This window comes from Microbacterium sp. MMO-20, assembly GCF_037147735.1.
GTDB lineage: Bacteria > Actinomycetota > Actinomycetes > Actinomycetales > Microbacteriaceae > Microbacterium.
Window position 1 is genome coordinate 630,776 of sequence record NZ_JBBCUU010000001.1, and the last position, 13,946, is coordinate 644,721.

A 13,946-nucleotide genomic window follows, 5' to 3' on the forward strand; every position below is an offset into this window, starting at 1 on the left:
ACCGGCGCCGGGAAGCGCGCCCGCGCGCTGGCTAGACTCGACGCCATGGCGCGCCTCGACCTCCGCTCTTCCTCCGTCGACCTCACGCGTGCGATCTGCGACATGCCGAGCGTGTCGGGTGATGAGGTATCCCTCGCCAACGCGATCTTCGCCGAGATCGATCCGCTCGACCATCTGGACGTGCACCGAGAGGGCAACACGATCGTCGCGCGCACGCACCTCGGCCGCGCGCAGCGCGTGGTGATCGCGGGGCACATCGACACCGTGCCGATCAACCGCAATCTGCCGACGCGTGACGTCGACGTGGACGGCGAGCCGTTCCTCTGGGGGCGCGGGACCGTCGATATGAAGGGCGGCACCGCGGTGCAGCTGAAGCTCGCCGCCGAGCTCTCAGATCCGCGGGTCGACATCACCTGGATGTGGTACGACAACGAAGAAGTCGACTCCGCGCGCAACGGCCTCACGATCCTCGCCCGCACGCGGCCGGACCTCTTCGCAGGCGACTTCGCGATTCTCGGCGAACCGTCCAACGGGCAGGTCGAGGGGGGATGCAACGGGACGCTCCGCGCCGTCGTGCGCACCCACGGCGCACGCGCGCACGCCGCCCGCGCGTGGATGGGGGACAACGCGATCCACCGTGCCGCGCCGATCCTCGGACGCCTCGCGGAGTACCGCCCCCGCGAGATCGCCGTCGACGGTCTCGTCTACCGCGAGGGACTCAACGCGGTCCGCATCTCCGGCGGTGTGGCAGGCAACGTCATCCCCGACCTCTGCGAGGTCGAGGTCAATTTCCGCTTCGCGCCGAGCCGTACGCTCGCCGAGGCGGAGGCGCACGTGCGCGAAGTGTTCGACGGCTTCGAGGTCGAGGTCGTCGACGGCGCTGCGGGCGCCCGTCCGGGTCTCGATGCCCCGCTCGCGCAGGAATTCCTCGCGGCCGTCGGCGCCGAACCGCGGCCCAAGTACGGCTGGACGGATGTCGCGCGCTTCGCGGCGATGGGTGTGCCCGCGGTGAACTACGGTCCGGGCGACCCGAGCCTGGCGCACCATGACGAGGAGCGCGTGTCGTTCCGGCAGATCGAAGCCGTCGAGCAGGGTCTGCGGGTGTGGCTGACGGCTCCATGACGACGCCCGTCGACGCTCGGCTCGAGCCGGCGCGGGGTCGGGTCCTCGTCCGCCTCGGTGGGCTGCGGCTGACGCTTCGCCCGGCGATCGCGATCGCGGCGATCTACCTCGCGGCCCGCATCCTCACGACGATCTTCCTCGCGGTCGGCGCAGGCATCGCGACGCGAGCCACCGGTACCGAGGCGACGATCGGGTCTCTCGCGATGCGCTGGGACGGCCAGTGGTACTGGGTCGTCGGGACGGCGGGCTATCCGGCGGACCTCCCGCTGGATGCCGCGGGTGACGTCACGCAGAACGCGTGGGCGTTCATGCCGCTGTATCCCGCGCTGTCGCGGGCCTTGTCGGTCGTCCTCGGCGGTCAGTACCCGCTCGCGGCGATCACGGTGTCCGTCGTCGCGGGGTACTTCGCCTGTCTTGTGCTGTTCCACCTGCTGCGCGCGCGCATCGACGATGCGGCAGCACTGTGGGCGACGGCTTTCGTCGCCGCGGGTCCGCTGGCAGCGCTCTTCCAGATGGGCTACGCCGAGAGCCTGTTCCTCCTCTGGCTGTTCCTGGCTCTCCTCGTCGTCGTGCGGCGTCGGTTCGCCTGGCTGTACCTGCTGCTGCCGCTCCTCGCCTTCACGCGTCCCGGCGTGCTCGCGTTCGCCCTGATGCTCGCCGGGTACGGCGTCGTGCGGTGGGTACGGCGGCGCACCGACCCGCTGCCCGCGGTCGAGATCGTGCACATCGTGTGCGCGGGCCTCCTCGCCGCTGCCCTCGGCTTTGCGTGGCAGATGATTGCGGGGGTCGCCACGGGTGACCCGTCCGCGTACATGGAGACGGAGCTGTCGTGGCGTCGAGGCTGGACCAACGAAGAGGGCGGCTTCGTGCCGTTCTCGGGTTTCGTCCAGGCATCCGCCATCTGGTTCCGCGTCTGGGGGCTGCCCGAGGTCTGGGGGTACGTCGCGCTCGCCCTCGTGATCGCCGCCGCCGCTGCGGTCCTGCTGTTCGAGCCGCACATGCGGCGGCTGGGCGTCGAGATCCGACTGTGGTCGGCGAGCTATCTCATCTACCTGCTGCTCGTGTTCTTTCCGCAGTCGAGCATCTTCCGACTCCTCTTTCCGCTCGCGCCGCTGGCCGGCGCGCTCGCGGTGCCGCGACGCACGAGCTGGCGTCTCGCGGTGCTTGCGGTCGGGGTTCTCGGGCAGTGGTGGTGGATCGATCAGATGCTCGTCCAGGGCACCACTTTCACGCAGATCCCCTGATCGGATGGCACGACGGTTTCCCGGGATGACACCGAGCGTCGCAGGGACCCGATAAACTTGTCGTGTTGTCCGATGAGAAGAGGGAGCCAGCCATGGCAGCCATGAAGCCGCGTACCGGAGACGGACCTATGGAGGCCGTGAAGGAGGGGCGCCTCATCATCGTGCGTGTTCCGCTCGAGGGTGGTGGCCGTCTGGTCGTCTCCGTCAACGACGACGAGGCGAAGGAACTCCACGGTGTTCTCGGCGGTGTCGTCGGCGCCGCCTGACCTCCACTATCCGTTCGAACGGCCGGTCCCTGAGAAGGGAGCCGGCCGTTCGCCGTCAGTGCCCGTCGCCCGGCACCGTCGTCAGCTGCAGCAGACCTTCGCCGACGATGGACAGCGCCCCGAGAACCGCGGGGGAGGACTGCGTCTCCTGGATGAGGGAGCGGTACGCGCTCGTGACCGCGTCGCGGCGCACCGGGTCGGCGACCGCGCCGCCGGCGAGCACGCGGGGGACGAGCACCGTTCCGCCAGCGCGAACGAGGCGCAGCCCGTGCTCGACGTACTCGATGACGCCGTCGGCATCCGCGTCGACGAGCACGATGTCATAGGACGCTTCGTTCATGCGCGGCAGGACGTCGGCCGCGCGCCCGGTGATGAATCGCGCGCGGGCGGGCGGGACCTTGGCCTCGGTGAACGCCGTGCGTGCGGCGGCCAGGTGCTCCGGTTCGTTGTCGATGGTCGTCAGGGTCGCGCGCGGCGAGCCGTGCAGCAGCCACAGGCCCGACACACCCGCGCCGGTGCCGATCTCGACGATGTTCAGGGCCGCCGTCGCCGCAGTGACCACCGCGATCTGAGCGCCCACGGCCGCGCTGATCGGGTCGGCGCCGATCTCGACGGCGCGCGCCCGCGCGCGCTCGATCGACTCGGGCTCGACGGTCGCCTCGAGGGCGTAGCGGCGGATCGCCTCTGCTTCGGCCATGAAATTGCTCCTTCTTGGGCCAGCGTACGGGGCGGATGGAGCGCTGCCGGTGAGGCGCACGGGTAACCTTGAGCCATGTTCTTCGGCTACGACATGGAGAAGTTCCTCCTTCTCCTCCTCGTGGCAGCACTCCTCCTCGGACCCGAGCGCCTGCCGCGCTACGCGGAGGGCCTCGCGCGGCTCACGAAACGCACGCGCGAATGGCTCTCGGGCGCGCGCACGCGGGTCAAGGAAGAGATGGGCGAAGACTTCGACGACGTGCAGTGGAGCAAGCTCGACCCGCGTCAGTACGACCCGCGGCGCATCATCCGCGACGCGCTGCTCGACGACGCTCCCGTTCCGACGGTGAAGGCTGCAGCGATCGGCGCCGCCGCCGTCGCAACGGCGTCGGCTCCTCCGGCGACCGCGTTCGAGCCCGATGCCATCGTTCCGTACGACACCGAGGCGACCTGAGGCACCGGGGAGACGTCGCGCTCAGCGCGGGGTGAGCGGCAGCGGGCGACCCGCGAGACGACGCGAGCCGGTCGCGAGGAGAGCGTCGGCGACGGCGGAGATCGCGCGCGCCGCGGCGTCCTGCGCGTCACCCACGACGACGGGGACGCCCGTGTCACCGCCGGTGCGCAGCGCGACGCTGAGCGGCACCGACCCGAGGAGCGGCACGGGTGCGGCATCCGTCGACAGAGCCGCGGCAACGGCGGCTCCGCCGCCCGCGCCGAAGAGATCGAGCACGGTCCCGTCCGGGAGGGTCATGGCGGCCATGTTCTCGACGACGCCGACGACCCGCTGCCCGGTCTGACCGGCGACGAGACCCGAGCGGACGGCGACGTCGGACGCCGCCGTCTGCGGCGTGGTCACGACGAGCACATCGGCGTGGGGCAGTAACTGGCCGACCGAGATCGCGACGTCGCCCGTGCCGGGCGGCATGTCGAGGAGCAGGATGTCGAGGTCGCCGAAGAAGACGTCGGTGAGGAACTGCTGAACAGTGCGGTGCAGCATCGGTCCGCGCCAGGCGACCGCCGCGGCCGGCTGGCCCTTCGGCAGGAACATCCCGATCGAGATGGTCTTCACGCCGTACGCGACGGGCGGCAGCATGAGGTCGTCGATGCGCGTCGGCTGCGGGGGAAGGCCGTCCGCTTCGACGAGGCCGAGCAGGGCCGGGATCGAGAACCCGTGCACGTCGGCGTCGATGAGTCCCACCGCGAGGCCGCGTTCGGCGAGAGCCACGGCGAGGTTCGCCGTGAGCGTCGACTTGCCGACGCCGCCCTTGCCGCTCGTGACGGCGATGACCCGTGTGAGCGCGTCGGGGCCGAACGGCATTGCTCGTGCGCGGCTTCCGCGCAGCCGCTCGGTGAGCGCGGCCCGCTCGGCGGGCGTCATCACGCCGACGACGACATCGACCTCGTCGATGCCTGATACGGATGCCGCGGCGTTGCGCACGTCGCGCTCGATGCGGTCGGCGGCGGGGCACCCCACGATCGTCAGCGCGATCTCGACCCGCGCACTGCTGCCTGTCACTTCGACGCCGCGGACCATGTCGAGCTCGGCAAGCGGGCGGCGCAGCTCGGGATCGGTCACCGCGCCGACGGCAGCGCGGACGGTGTCTTCGGGTGTCGAAGCGAGAGACACGGGGAGCTCAGACGCTCGCGGCCGGACCGCTCGGAGCCGGCGAAACCGCGGCATCACGTGCATGGAGATCCTCGAGGAGGGCCTTCAGCTCCTGCCGCAGCACGTCACGCGTGACGACCTGCTCGGAGACGTCGGTAAGCGCCATCCGCAGCGCGACGACCTCGCGGGCGAGGTACTCGGTGTCGGCGAGGTTGCGTTCGGCGCGCTGACGGTCCTGCTCGATCTGCACGCGGTCGCGATCGTCCTGGCGGTTCTGCGCGAGGAGGATGAGGGGAGCGGCGTACGACGCCTGCAGAGAGAGCACGAGGGTGAGCACCGTGAACCCGTACGTCTGAGAGTCGAAACGCCACAGTTCCGGGGCGAGCGTGTTCCAGCTGATCCAGGCGATGCAGAAGAGGCTCAGAATGAGGAGGAATGCCGGAGTTCCCATGGCGCGGGCGATCCACTCCGTGAAGCGCCCGAACCGGTCGCGCGAGGGCTGCGGCGCGCGGGGCGTGCGGGCGAGGACGCCGGAGCGGCCGCGCGGGTCCTCGAGGTTCGCCTTCGCGGCGCGAGGCGTGCGAGCCATCACCGGCGGACTCCTTCGGTCGCCGGCCGCGCCGCATCGTCACCGTCGTGCGAACGCCAGTCCTCCGGCAGGAGGTAGTCGAGCACATCGTCGACGCTGACGGCACCGACGAGGCGGTGCGCCTGGTCGACGACCGGGAGCGAGACGAGGTTGTAGCTCGCGAGCATGCGTGCCACCTCGGCGGCGGACGCGGTCGCCGGCACCGCGTCGGCGGTGTCGTCGATGATTGCGCCGAGCCGCTCGTGCGGCGGGTACCGGAGCATCCGCTGGAAGTGCACGGTGCCGAGCAGACGCCCCGTCGGCGTCTCGTACGGGGGCAGGGTGATGAACACTGCCGCGGCGAGAGCCGGGTGGAGCTCGTGCCGACGGATCAGCGCGAGGGCTTCGGCCACCGTGGCATCCGCCGAGAGCACGATGGGCTCGGGCGTCATGAGTCCACCCGCCGTGTCGGGGCCGTACTTCAGCAGCGCGCGGACGTCCTCGGCCTCTTCGGGCTCCATGAGCTCGAGAAGCTCCTCGCGCTGGTCCTCGGGGAGCTGGGCGAGCACGTCGGCGGCGTCGTCGGGTTCCATCTGGTCGAGGATGTCGGCGGCCCGCTCGTCGCCGAGCGCCTCCAGGATATGCACCTGGTCGTCCTCGGGCATCTCCTCGAGGGCATCCGCGAGGCGATCGTCGCTGAGTTCCTCGGCGACTTCGAGCAGACGTTCGTCGGGGAGGTCGAGGAGCGTGTTGGCCAGGTCGGCGGGCTTGAGCTCCGAGTAGGTCGCGACGAGCTGCTCGGCCGACTGGGCTTCGCCGGGGGCCTGCTGCTCACGCACGTCCTGCCAGTCGGCGAACGTCGTGGGTCCCTTCGCGAAGGGGGATGCCGAGGTCTTGGGCTTGCGGAGGAAGAGCTGACCGATGTCCCACAGGCCCAGCCGATCACGCTCGATCGCGACGTCCTCGATGACGGCCTCGCCGGATCCATCGGCGAAGTAGACCTTACGGCCGAGGAGTTCCGTCATGACCCGCACTTCGCCGCCGCGCTGCTGGAAGCGGCGCACGTTGATGAGCCCGGTCGTGATGACCTGGCCCGTCTGGATCGAGGTGACCCGTCCGATGGAGAGGAACACGTGCCGGCGACCCGGGATCTCGACGACGAGCCCCACGACCCGCGGCGGGTCGTCTTTGCGGTAAATGACGACGACGTCACGGACTTTGCCGAGCCGGTCGCCCGCGGGGTCGAACACGGTGCAGCCGACCAGGCGTGCCACGAAAACCCTCTGCGTACTCACCCGTCCAGCGTAGTCTGCAGGCTCCGTGTCAAGATGGACGGATGAGCATGATCGGCGGCAGCCCGCAGCAGCACGGCGAGAAGATCGCCGACTTCGCGACCTATCAGGGCGCCCAGCAGGCGGTGTCGCAGCTGATCCAGGCGGACATCCCGGCGCGTGACATCCAGGTCGTCGGTCACGGTCTGCGCTCGATCGAGACCGTGACCGGCAAGCTCGGCTACGCGGCGGCGGCGCGGTCGGGTGCGATCAACGGCATCCTCCTCGGCCTGCTGTTCTCTGCGATCTTCGTCCTCGGCACACCGAGCGCCGCCATCCAGCTGTTCATCGGCGTGATGTTCGTCGGCATCGCGGTGGGCATGCTCTTGAGCCTCGTCTCGTACGCTCTGCTGCGGCGTCGCCGTGACTACACCTCGGTCACGCAGGTCGTCGCCGACCGCTATGAGGTCACAGTGCTTCCCTCGAGCATCCACCGGGCGCGTGAGGTGATCGGCCGTGGGTCCGCTCCCACCGCGCCCGCTCCCGCCCCGATCGACCTGTCGACGCCACCGCAGTACGGTGAGCGTGTCGACCCGGCGCCTACACCTGTTGCGCCGCCCGCACCCGGTCCGGACGCTTCCCACACTCCGCCGCAGCCGGGCGCAGACGCACCCCGCCCATGACGGCGCTCGACGTCGCCCTTCCGTCGGGAGCGGTGCGCGTCACGACGGCGTGGGAGGAGCCGGCCGCGGCGCCGAGGGCGGTGGTTGCACTTGCGCACGGTGCCGGCGCCGGACTCGACCATCCGTTCCTCGTCGGCTTCGCCGCGGGGCTGCGCAGCGAGGGCTTCGCGACTCTGCGTTTCGCCTTCCCCTACCGCGAAGCCGGCCGACGGATGCCGGGGCCGGCGCCACACGCGGTCGCCACCTGGGCGGCCGTCGCGGCCGAGATCTCGCGGATCGCGACCGGCGTGCCGTTCGTCGCCGCGGGCAAGTCGTACGGCGGCCGGATGGCATCGATGGCCGCCGCCGAGGGCGCGATCGAGCCCGCGGCGCTCGTCTACCTCGGCTACCCGTTCCATGCCCCGGGCAAGTCGGACAAACCGCGCGGTGCGCACCTCGCCCTCATCCGGCCGCCTCAGCTGTTCGTCGAGGGCGACGTCGATCCGTTCATCCAGCCGATCGCGGATTTCGAAGCATCGGTGGCCACGAGCACCGACGCCGAGATCGTATGGATTCCCGGCGGCGGTCACTCGTTCGAGGTGAAGGGTCAGAGGCGCCCGCCCGACGAGGTCGGCGCCGCGCTGGCTCCGACCGTCGCGGAGTGGTTGCGCACGCGCGTCTGAGTCCGCTCCCCACTCCTCAGCGGGCAGTGCGCGCGATCCAGGCTTCGACCTCATCGGCGGTGCGGGGGATGCCGGCGGACAGGTTCTCCACGCCGTTCGCCGTCACGAGGACGTCGTCTTCGATGCGCACGCCGATGCCGCGGTACTCCTCGGGCACGGTGAGGTCGTCGATCTGGAAGTACAGACCGGGCTCGATCGTGAACACCATGCCCTCTTCGAGCAGACCGTCGTAATACATCTCACGGCGGGCCTGCGCGCAGTCGTGCACGTCGATCCCGAGGTGGTGCGAGGTGCCGTGCACCATATAGCGCCGGTGCTGGCCGCCGCGATCGGCATCCAGAGCTTCGTCGGCGGTCACGGGTAGAAGTCCCCACTCGGCGGTGCGCCGGGCGATGACCGCCATCGCCGCCTCGTGCACGGCGCGGAACTTCACGCCCGGCTTCGCGACCGCGAACGCCGCGTCGGCCGCTTCGCGCACCGTCTCGTACACCCTCCGCTGCACCTCGGTGAAGGTGCCCGACACCGGCAGTGTGCGGGTGATGTCGGCGGTGTAGAGGCTGTCGACCTCGACGCCCGCGTCGATGAGGATGAGGTCGCCGGGGACGACGGCACCGTCGTTGCGCGCCCAGTGCAGGTAGCACGCGTGCGGGCCGGAGGCGGCGATCGTGTCGTAGCCCTCGCCGTTGCCCTCGACGCGGGCCCGGTGGTGGAAGATGCCTTCCACCGCGCGCTCGCCGCGCGGCGTGTCGATGATGCGGGGGAGGTCCGCGACGATGTCGTCGAAGCCGCGCGCCGTGACTTCGACCGCGAGTCGCATCTGCGCGACCTCGTACTCGTCCTTGACGAGGCGGAGCTCGGAGACGAAACGGGTGAGGTCGTCGTCCTCGTCGAGGACCAGGTCGCCGTCCCGTGCCTCGAAGGCGTCGATGTGCGCCGTGCGGATGCCGAGCTCGCCGGCGACACCCTCGAGCGATGGCCGCGGCCCGATCCAGAACTCGCCGATCGTGGCGTCGGCGTAGAACTCGGTCGTCGTCCGGTCGGCGCGCTCGCGCAAATGAAGGGTGACGTCGTGGCCCGCCTCATCGGTCGGTTCGAACACGAGCACCGAGTCGGGGACGGCATCGGAAGCCCACCCCGTGAGGTGCGCGAACGCCGAGTGCGGACGGAACGGGTAGTCGGTGTCGTTCGATCGCTGCTTGTAGGAGCCGGCGGGAAGCACGAGGCGCCGACCCGGGAAGGCGGCCGAGACGGCATCGCGGCGCCGCGCCGCGAACCGCGCCTGTGCTCGCTCGGGCGGCATCTGGTCGGGGCGCTCGGCCCATCCGTTCGAGATCTCGTCGAGGAAGCCCTGCGGGAACGGCTGCTTGCGGTTCTGGTTCTGCGCCGCTGATGCGGGGCCAGGGGCGGCCGTGGTCCCGGCCTCCGTCGACGTCTCCGGTGCGATCGTGTCGCTCTCGTTCGTGCTCATGCGTCCAGTCTCGCACTCCGCTCGCGTGCGCGTCTCGTGCGTCCGTCTCGCGCGCGTGGCGGTGCATAACGCTGTCAGTGCGCGGCGGGTTCCAGCTGCACGACGAGCGGGCGATGGTCGCTGCCGCTGTCGTCGAGCGAGGTGAGGACGACGGATCCGGTCGGGGTCCAGGCATCCGTCGAGAGGACGTGGTCGATCGGCGTGCCGAAGACCGCCGGCCACTCGGTCGACCATGTGCCCACGGCGCCCGTCCCTGTTGCGACCGCCGCGTCACGGCAGTTGCCGAGGTCGCCGCCGGTGCCGAGGCGTGCCATGTGGTCGACGGTCGCGTTGAAGTCGCCCGCCATGATGACGTTCGCGCTGCCGCACTGGTCGGCGAGCCACTCGAGGTCGCTCTGCCAGTCGCCCATGGCGCTCTGCCGGGGCGCGACGGCATGCACGGCCACGACGACCGGCCCGGTGCCGTCGACGGGCATCGCGACGACCGTCGGCACTTGCGACGTGTTGCTCTCGCCGTCCGTCGTCGACGACACGACCGAGTAGTCGCCGAGGTCGGGCGAGATGAGGAGGGTCGTGGAATTCGAGGCCCAATCGGGGAAGTCTTCGCGATCGCCGAAGTTCTCGTGGTGCGCCCACATGGGCGAACCGAGGTCGCGCATCGCGATCGCGACGGCCTCGCCCGTCTCGATCGTCGTCTCGGGGAGCGCCACGATGTCGGCGCGCATGGCGACCGCCGTCTGGGCGATGAGGTCGGCGTCGGTGCCGTCCCCCGCCGTGTTCCAGGTCATGACCCGGACGGACTGGTCGGTCGGCTCGGGGAGTGAGCCGGGCCCCACGCCGCGCATCATCAGGATCGCCACGTTCGCACCCCCTGCAAGCACCGCGATGATCGCGAGGGATGCCGCGAGGGCGCGCATCGGGCGTGCGAGGCACAGGAGCAGGGCGAGCACGAGGACGGCGGCGCACACGAGGATCACGAGCGGACGCAGAGAGACGATCTGCGCGATCGGGAACGTGCGCTCGAGGCGGAAGAACTGCGGCCACGTGACGATCGCAGCCGCGATCGCCGCGAGCACGGTGAAGAGGAGTCCGAGCAGGCGCAGCACGCGTTCGACTCTACGGGGGTGAGGCGGACGAACCCTGAGAGTGGAGGGCGGGCCGATACGCTCGAGGGATGGCGAGGCGATTCTCCGGTCCGAGTGATCTGCACCTGCACTCGGACCACTCCGACGGCACTGAGCGGCCGGCGGACGTCGTGGCATCCGCGTACGCGGCTGGCCTCGGCACGATCGCGCTCACCGACCACGACACGACCTCGGGATGGGCGGAGGCCGCGGAGAGTGCGGGATCGCTCGGTATGACATTCCTCCCGGGCATGGAGTTGTCCGCCCGCCACGAATGGCGGAGCGTCCACGTGCTCGCCTACCTGTTCGATCCGGATGCCGCGACACTGCGCGCGCTGACCGACCGCATCCGTTCCTCACGGCTCACGCGAGCCCGAGAGATGGCTGAGCGCATCGGGCGCGATTACGACCTCACGTGGGACGACGTGCTCGACCAGACCGCGACCGGGGCGACTGTCGGACGCCCGCACCTCGCCGACGCTCTCGTCGCAAAAGGACACGTGCGTGACCGGGGGGAGGCGTTCGCCGGCATCCTCAGCCCCGGCAGCGAGTATTACGTCGCCCTCTACGCACCCGACCCCGTGACGGCGGTGGCGGCCGTGACGGATGCCGGCGGTGTGCCGATCATCGCCCACCCGGCGGGGCGCGCGGGGCTGCTCCCGGACCGCATCGTGGAGGGGATGCTCGCGGCGGGCCTCGCGGGCTTCGAGCTGGGGCACCGGGAGAACCGCGAGCCCGCGCTCGGCGAGCTGCGTGAGCTCGTGCGCCGACGCGATCTCATCGTGACCGGATCGAGCGACTATCACGGCCTCGGAAAGCCGAATCAGCCCGGCGAGCACAGCACGACGGACGAGATGGTGGCGCGCATCATCGCCCGCGGAACGGGCAGCGCCCCCGTCTTCGCCTGATCGGCGACGACGGGGGCGCGTCGGCCCGCGGGACGGGTCAGGCGAGAGCCTTGGCCTTGAGGGCGTCGAACTCCGCCTGCGTGATGGTCCCGGCATCCAACAGCGACTTCGCCTGTGCGATCTGGTCAGCGGGGCTCGTGCCGGCGACCTCCTTGATGTAGTCGTCCTGCGCCGTCTTGTACTGCTGCACGGCGGCGGCCTGGCGCTCACCCATGCCGCGACCACGCGCGATCAGGTACACGAGCGCCGTGACGATGGGGAAGAAGATCAGGAAGAAGATCCAGAGCGCCTTCCAGCCGCCGGCGAGGTTCCGGTCGCGGAAGATGTCGCTGATGATCGAGAACAGGGCCATCAGATAGGCGACGAAGATGAAGATGGTGAGGAACCACCAGATGAGGTCCCAGAACGAGCCCCAGAAGCCGTGGTACTCGACCGCGGCGGCCTTGATGAAGCGCATGACGTGCCTTTCGAAAGAGTGGAGACGGCGGGTGCCGTCGGTTACAGCGTAGGGGTCGCCCAGCGCGCGGCACGCCAGATGACGCCGCGACGCGTGCGACGCCTAGCGTGGGTGAGTGCAGCAGCCCGGGCCGATCGAGCGCGCATCGACGCCGCGACCCGCGCCTGCCGCTTCGTGCGTGACCGCGGACGCGGGCGTGAAAGCGCTCAGGCCGTCGGCGCCGCGGCTGCGGAGCCGCCCGAACCGCCACGGCGACGGCGGCGGCGACGTGCGGGGGCGGGCTTGCCGTCGTGGTGCTCGCGCCCTGAGCCGTCGTGGGTCCCGGCGCCCTCGCGGTCGGCGGGCGGAGTGTCGCCGACCGCGGCATCCGGGGCCCCACCCTCGGTGGGTGCCTGACCGTCGCTGAACGTCGACCCGACCGGCGTGCTGCCCGAGCGGCGACGGCGGCGACGGCGCGTGCCGCCCTCAGCGGTGCCCTCGGCGGCGGCGTCTGCGGCGCGCTCGGGCCGCGCGGAGCGTGGCGTGCGGACGGTCTCGGTCTTCGGCGCCTTCGCGATACGGCCCTTCGTTCCGGCGGGGATGTCGAGGTCCTCGTACAGGTGCGGGCTCGACGAGTAGGTCTCGACGGGTTCGGGCTGACCGAAGTCGAGGGCGCGGTTGATGAGCGCCCACTTGTGCAGGTCGTCCCAGTCGACGAACGTGACAGCGATGCCGGTCTTGCCGGCGCGTCCCGTGCGTCCCGCGCGGTGCAGGTAGGTCTTCTCGTCATCGGGGATCGTGTGGTTGATCACGTGGGTCACGTCGTCGACGTCGATGCCGCGCGCCGCGACATCCGTCGCGATGAGCACGTCCTTCTTGCCCGCCTTGAACGCGGCCATGGAGCGCTCGCGCGCCTCCTGGCTCATGTCGCCGTGCACGGCGCCCGCGTTGAAGCCGCGGTCGTTCAACTCGTCGACGAGCTTCTGCGCGGCGCGCTTGGTGCGCGTGAAGACGACCGTCTTGCCGCGGCCCTCGGCCTGCAGGATGCGCGCGATGACCTCGTCCTTGTCGAGCGAGTGGGCGCGGTAGACGAGGTGCTTGATGTTCGCCTGCGTGAGACCCTCGTCGGGGTCGGTGGCGCGGATGTGAATGGGGTTCGACATGAACCGGCGCGCAAGCGCGACGATCGGACCGGGCATCGTCGCCGAGTAGAGCATCGTGTGGCGGACGGGTGCGACCTTCGCGAAGATCTTCTCGATGTCGGGCAGGAACCCGAGGTCGAGCATCTTGTCGGCCTCGTCGAGGACGACCTCGGTCGCGTGCGACAGGTCGAGCAGGCGCTGATTGCTCAGGTCGATCAGTCGGCCCGGGGTGCCGACGACGATCTGCGCACCGGCCTTGAGCTGATCGATCTGGCCCTCGTACGCCTTGCCGCCGTAGATCGCGACGACGCTCGTCGAGCGGTTGGAGGTGAGCATGTCCATGTCCTCGTAGACCTGGACGGCGAGCTCGCGCGTCGGCACGACGATGAGGGCTTTGACGCCGGGAGCGGGGTCGAGGCCGAGGCGCTGGACGACCGGGATGCCGAAGCCGAAGGTCTTGCCCGTTCCGGTCTTGGCCTGACCGATGATGTCCTGGCCGGGAAGGCCGAGCGGGATGGTCTGCTCCTGGATCGGGAAGGCATCCACGATGCCCTTGGATGCCAGTGCCTCGACGATGTCGGCGTCGACGCCCATCTGTGCGAAAGTCGTCACGATACGTGCCTGTCTGGCGGTGAGAGGCCGCCGGGTGAAAGAGTCCACGCCCTTCACTCAGCCACAGGCGCGGTGGCCCCGATCCGTCGCCGGGACAGGGCAAGCCTACCGGAGGCGGGCCGGATCGCTCGTCGCCGC

At 70.4% G+C, this 13,946-nt stretch carries 15 protein-coding genes; 7 read left to right on the top strand and 8 right to left on the bottom strand.

The genetic code is table 11. The features are described 5' to 3' along the window. Positions 1-45: 45 nt before the first annotated feature. The 3 genes from dapE (at position 46) to WFI52_RS03150 (ending at position 2,632) form a co-directional block, all read left to right on the top strand. Positions 46-1,122, top strand: coding sequence for a succinyl-diaminopimelate desuccinylase (dapE, locus tag WFI52_RS03140; RefSeq protein WP_336625050.1), 1,077 nt, complete (start codon positions 46-48; stop codon positions 1,120-1,122). Further along, a complete protein-coding gene (locus WFI52_RS03145; RefSeq protein WP_336625049.1) occupies positions 1,104-2,366 on the top strand; it encodes a hypothetical protein in 1,263 nt (420 codons plus the stop codon). The genes dapE and WFI52_RS03145 overlap by 19 nt, the downstream gene beginning before the upstream one ends. Positions 2,367-2,458: 92 nt before the next feature. Continuing rightward, positions 2,459-2,632 (top strand): DUF3117 domain-containing protein, encoded by a 174-nt coding sequence (locus WFI52_RS03150; RefSeq protein ID WP_215486573.1) that lies wholly within the window; start codon positions 2,459-2,461, stop codon positions 2,630-2,632. 55 nt (positions 2,633-2,687) lie between these two features. Here the strand turns inward: WFI52_RS03150 and WFI52_RS03155 are convergent, their stop codons facing one another. Then, a complete protein-coding gene (locus tag WFI52_RS03155) occupies positions 2,688-3,329 on the bottom strand; it encodes an O-methyltransferase (protein ID WP_336625048.1) in 642 nt (213 codons plus the stop codon). A gap of 75 nt (positions 3,330-3,404) precedes the next feature. Between WFI52_RS03155 and WFI52_RS03160 the strand changes: the two genes are divergently transcribed. Then, positions 3,405-3,782 carry a Sec-independent protein translocase TatB gene (locus WFI52_RS03160; RefSeq protein ID WP_336625047.1) on the top strand — a complete coding sequence of 126 codons (378 nt, stop codon included), beginning with the start codon at positions 3,405-3,407 and terminating at the stop codon, positions 3,780-3,782. A 21-nt stretch (positions 3,783-3,803) separates the two neighbouring features. Here WFI52_RS03160 and WFI52_RS03165 read toward each other — a convergent pair whose 3' ends face one another. From WFI52_RS03165 to WFI52_RS03175, 3 genes are read right to left on the bottom strand one after another with little or no spacing between them, the layout of a single operon-like run. Continuing rightward, the gene (locus WFI52_RS03165) at positions 3,804-4,955 is read right to left on the bottom strand and encodes a P-loop NTPase (RefSeq protein ID WP_336625046.1); all 1,152 of its coding nucleotides are present in this window, start codon (positions 4,953-4,955) and stop codon (positions 3,804-3,806) included. A gap of 7 nt (positions 4,956-4,962) precedes the next feature. Next, complete coding sequence (locus tag WFI52_RS03170) at positions 4,963-5,523, bottom strand: DUF1003 domain-containing protein (RefSeq protein ID WP_336625045.1); 561 nt, start codon at positions 5,521-5,523, stop codon at positions 4,963-4,965. Continuing rightward, on the bottom strand, positions 5,523-6,797 hold the full coding sequence (locus WFI52_RS03175) for a magnesium transporter MgtE N-terminal domain-containing protein (RefSeq protein WP_336625044.1): 1,275 nt from the start codon (positions 6,795-6,797) through the stop codon (positions 5,523-5,525). The genes WFI52_RS03170 and WFI52_RS03175 overlap by 1 nt, the downstream gene beginning before the upstream one ends. Positions 6,798-6,838: 41 nt before the next feature. Between WFI52_RS03175 and WFI52_RS03180 the strand changes: the two genes are divergently transcribed. Beyond that, a complete protein-coding gene (locus WFI52_RS03180) occupies positions 6,839-7,456 on the top strand; it encodes a general stress protein (RefSeq protein ID WP_336625043.1) in 618 nt (205 codons plus the stop codon). Next, complete coding sequence (locus WFI52_RS03185) at positions 7,453-8,118, top strand: alpha/beta hydrolase family protein (RefSeq protein ID WP_336625042.1); 666 nt, start codon at positions 7,453-7,455, stop codon at positions 8,116-8,118. The genes WFI52_RS03180 and WFI52_RS03185 overlap by 4 nt, the downstream gene beginning before the upstream one ends. A 16-nt stretch (positions 8,119-8,134) precedes the next feature. On the opposite strand, the gene WFI52_RS03190 is transcribed toward WFI52_RS03185, so the two are convergent. Together WFI52_RS03190 and WFI52_RS03195 are read right to left on the bottom strand one after the other, a co-directional pair. Next, on the bottom strand, positions 8,135-9,586 hold the full coding sequence (locus WFI52_RS03190; protein WP_336625041.1) for an aminopeptidase P family protein: 1,452 nt from the start codon (positions 9,584-9,586) through the stop codon (positions 8,135-8,137). 74 nt (positions 9,587-9,660) lie between these two features. After that, the gene (locus tag WFI52_RS03195) at positions 9,661-10,692 is read right to left on the bottom strand and encodes an endonuclease/exonuclease/phosphatase family protein (RefSeq protein ID WP_336625040.1); all 1,032 of its coding nucleotides are present in this window, start codon (positions 10,690-10,692) and stop codon (positions 9,661-9,663) included. A 68-nt stretch (positions 10,693-10,760) separates the two neighbouring features. On the opposite strand from WFI52_RS03195, the gene WFI52_RS03200 reads away from it, so the two are divergent. Next, complete coding sequence (locus WFI52_RS03200; protein ID WP_336625039.1) at positions 10,761-11,618, top strand: PHP domain-containing protein; 858 nt, start codon at positions 10,761-10,763, stop codon at positions 11,616-11,618. A gap of 37 nt (positions 11,619-11,655) precedes the next feature. On the opposite strand, the gene WFI52_RS03205 is transcribed toward WFI52_RS03200, so the two are convergent. Both WFI52_RS03205 and WFI52_RS03210 read right to left on the bottom strand, forming a co-directional pair. Next, positions 11,656-12,075, bottom strand: coding sequence for an SHOCT domain-containing protein (locus tag WFI52_RS03205; RefSeq protein WP_336625038.1), 420 nt, complete (start codon positions 12,073-12,075; stop codon positions 11,656-11,658). A 206-nt stretch (positions 12,076-12,281) separates the two neighbouring features. Beyond that, a complete protein-coding gene (locus WFI52_RS03210; protein ID WP_336625037.1) occupies positions 12,282-13,808 on the bottom strand; it encodes a DEAD/DEAH box helicase in 1,527 nt (508 codons plus the stop codon). Positions 13,809-13,946 lie beyond the last annotated feature (138 nt).

Bases quoted from the DNA above. Each gene is read 5' to 3' on its own strand.
- dapE (WP_336625050.1), top strand. From the start codon at position 46: ATGGCGCGCCTCGACCTCCGCTCTTCCTCCGTCGACCTCACGCGTGCG.
- WFI52_RS03150 (WP_215486573.1), top strand. From the start codon at position 2,459: ATGGCAGCCATGAAGCCGCGTACCGGAGACGGACCTATGGAGGCCGTG.
- WFI52_RS03155 (WP_336625048.1), bottom strand. From the start codon at position 3,329: ATGGCCGAAGCAGAGGCGATCCGCCGCTACGCCCTCGAGGCGACCGTC.
- WFI52_RS03160 (WP_336625047.1), top strand. From the start codon at position 3,405: ATGTTCTTCGGCTACGACATGGAGAAGTTCCTCCTTCTCCTCCTCGTG.
- WFI52_RS03170 (WP_336625045.1), bottom strand. From the start codon at position 5,523: ATGGCTCGCACGCCTCGCGCCGCGAAGGCGAACCTCGAGGACCCGCGC.
- WFI52_RS03180 (WP_336625043.1), top strand. From the start codon at position 6,839: ATGAGCATGATCGGCGGCAGCCCGCAGCAGCACGGCGAGAAGATCGCC.
- WFI52_RS03185 (WP_336625042.1), top strand. From the start codon at position 7,453: ATGACGGCGCTCGACGTCGCCCTTCCGTCGGGAGCGGTGCGCGTCACG.
- WFI52_RS03190 (WP_336625041.1), bottom strand. From the start codon at position 9,586: ATGAGCACGAACGAGAGCGACACGATCGCACCGGAGACGTCGACGGAG.
- WFI52_RS03200 (WP_336625039.1), top strand. From the start codon at position 10,761: ATGGCGAGGCGATTCTCCGGTCCGAGTGATCTGCACCTGCACTCGGAC.
- WFI52_RS03205 (WP_336625038.1), bottom strand. From the start codon at position 12,075: ATGCGCTTCATCAAGGCCGCCGCGGTCGAGTACCACGGCTTCTGGGGC.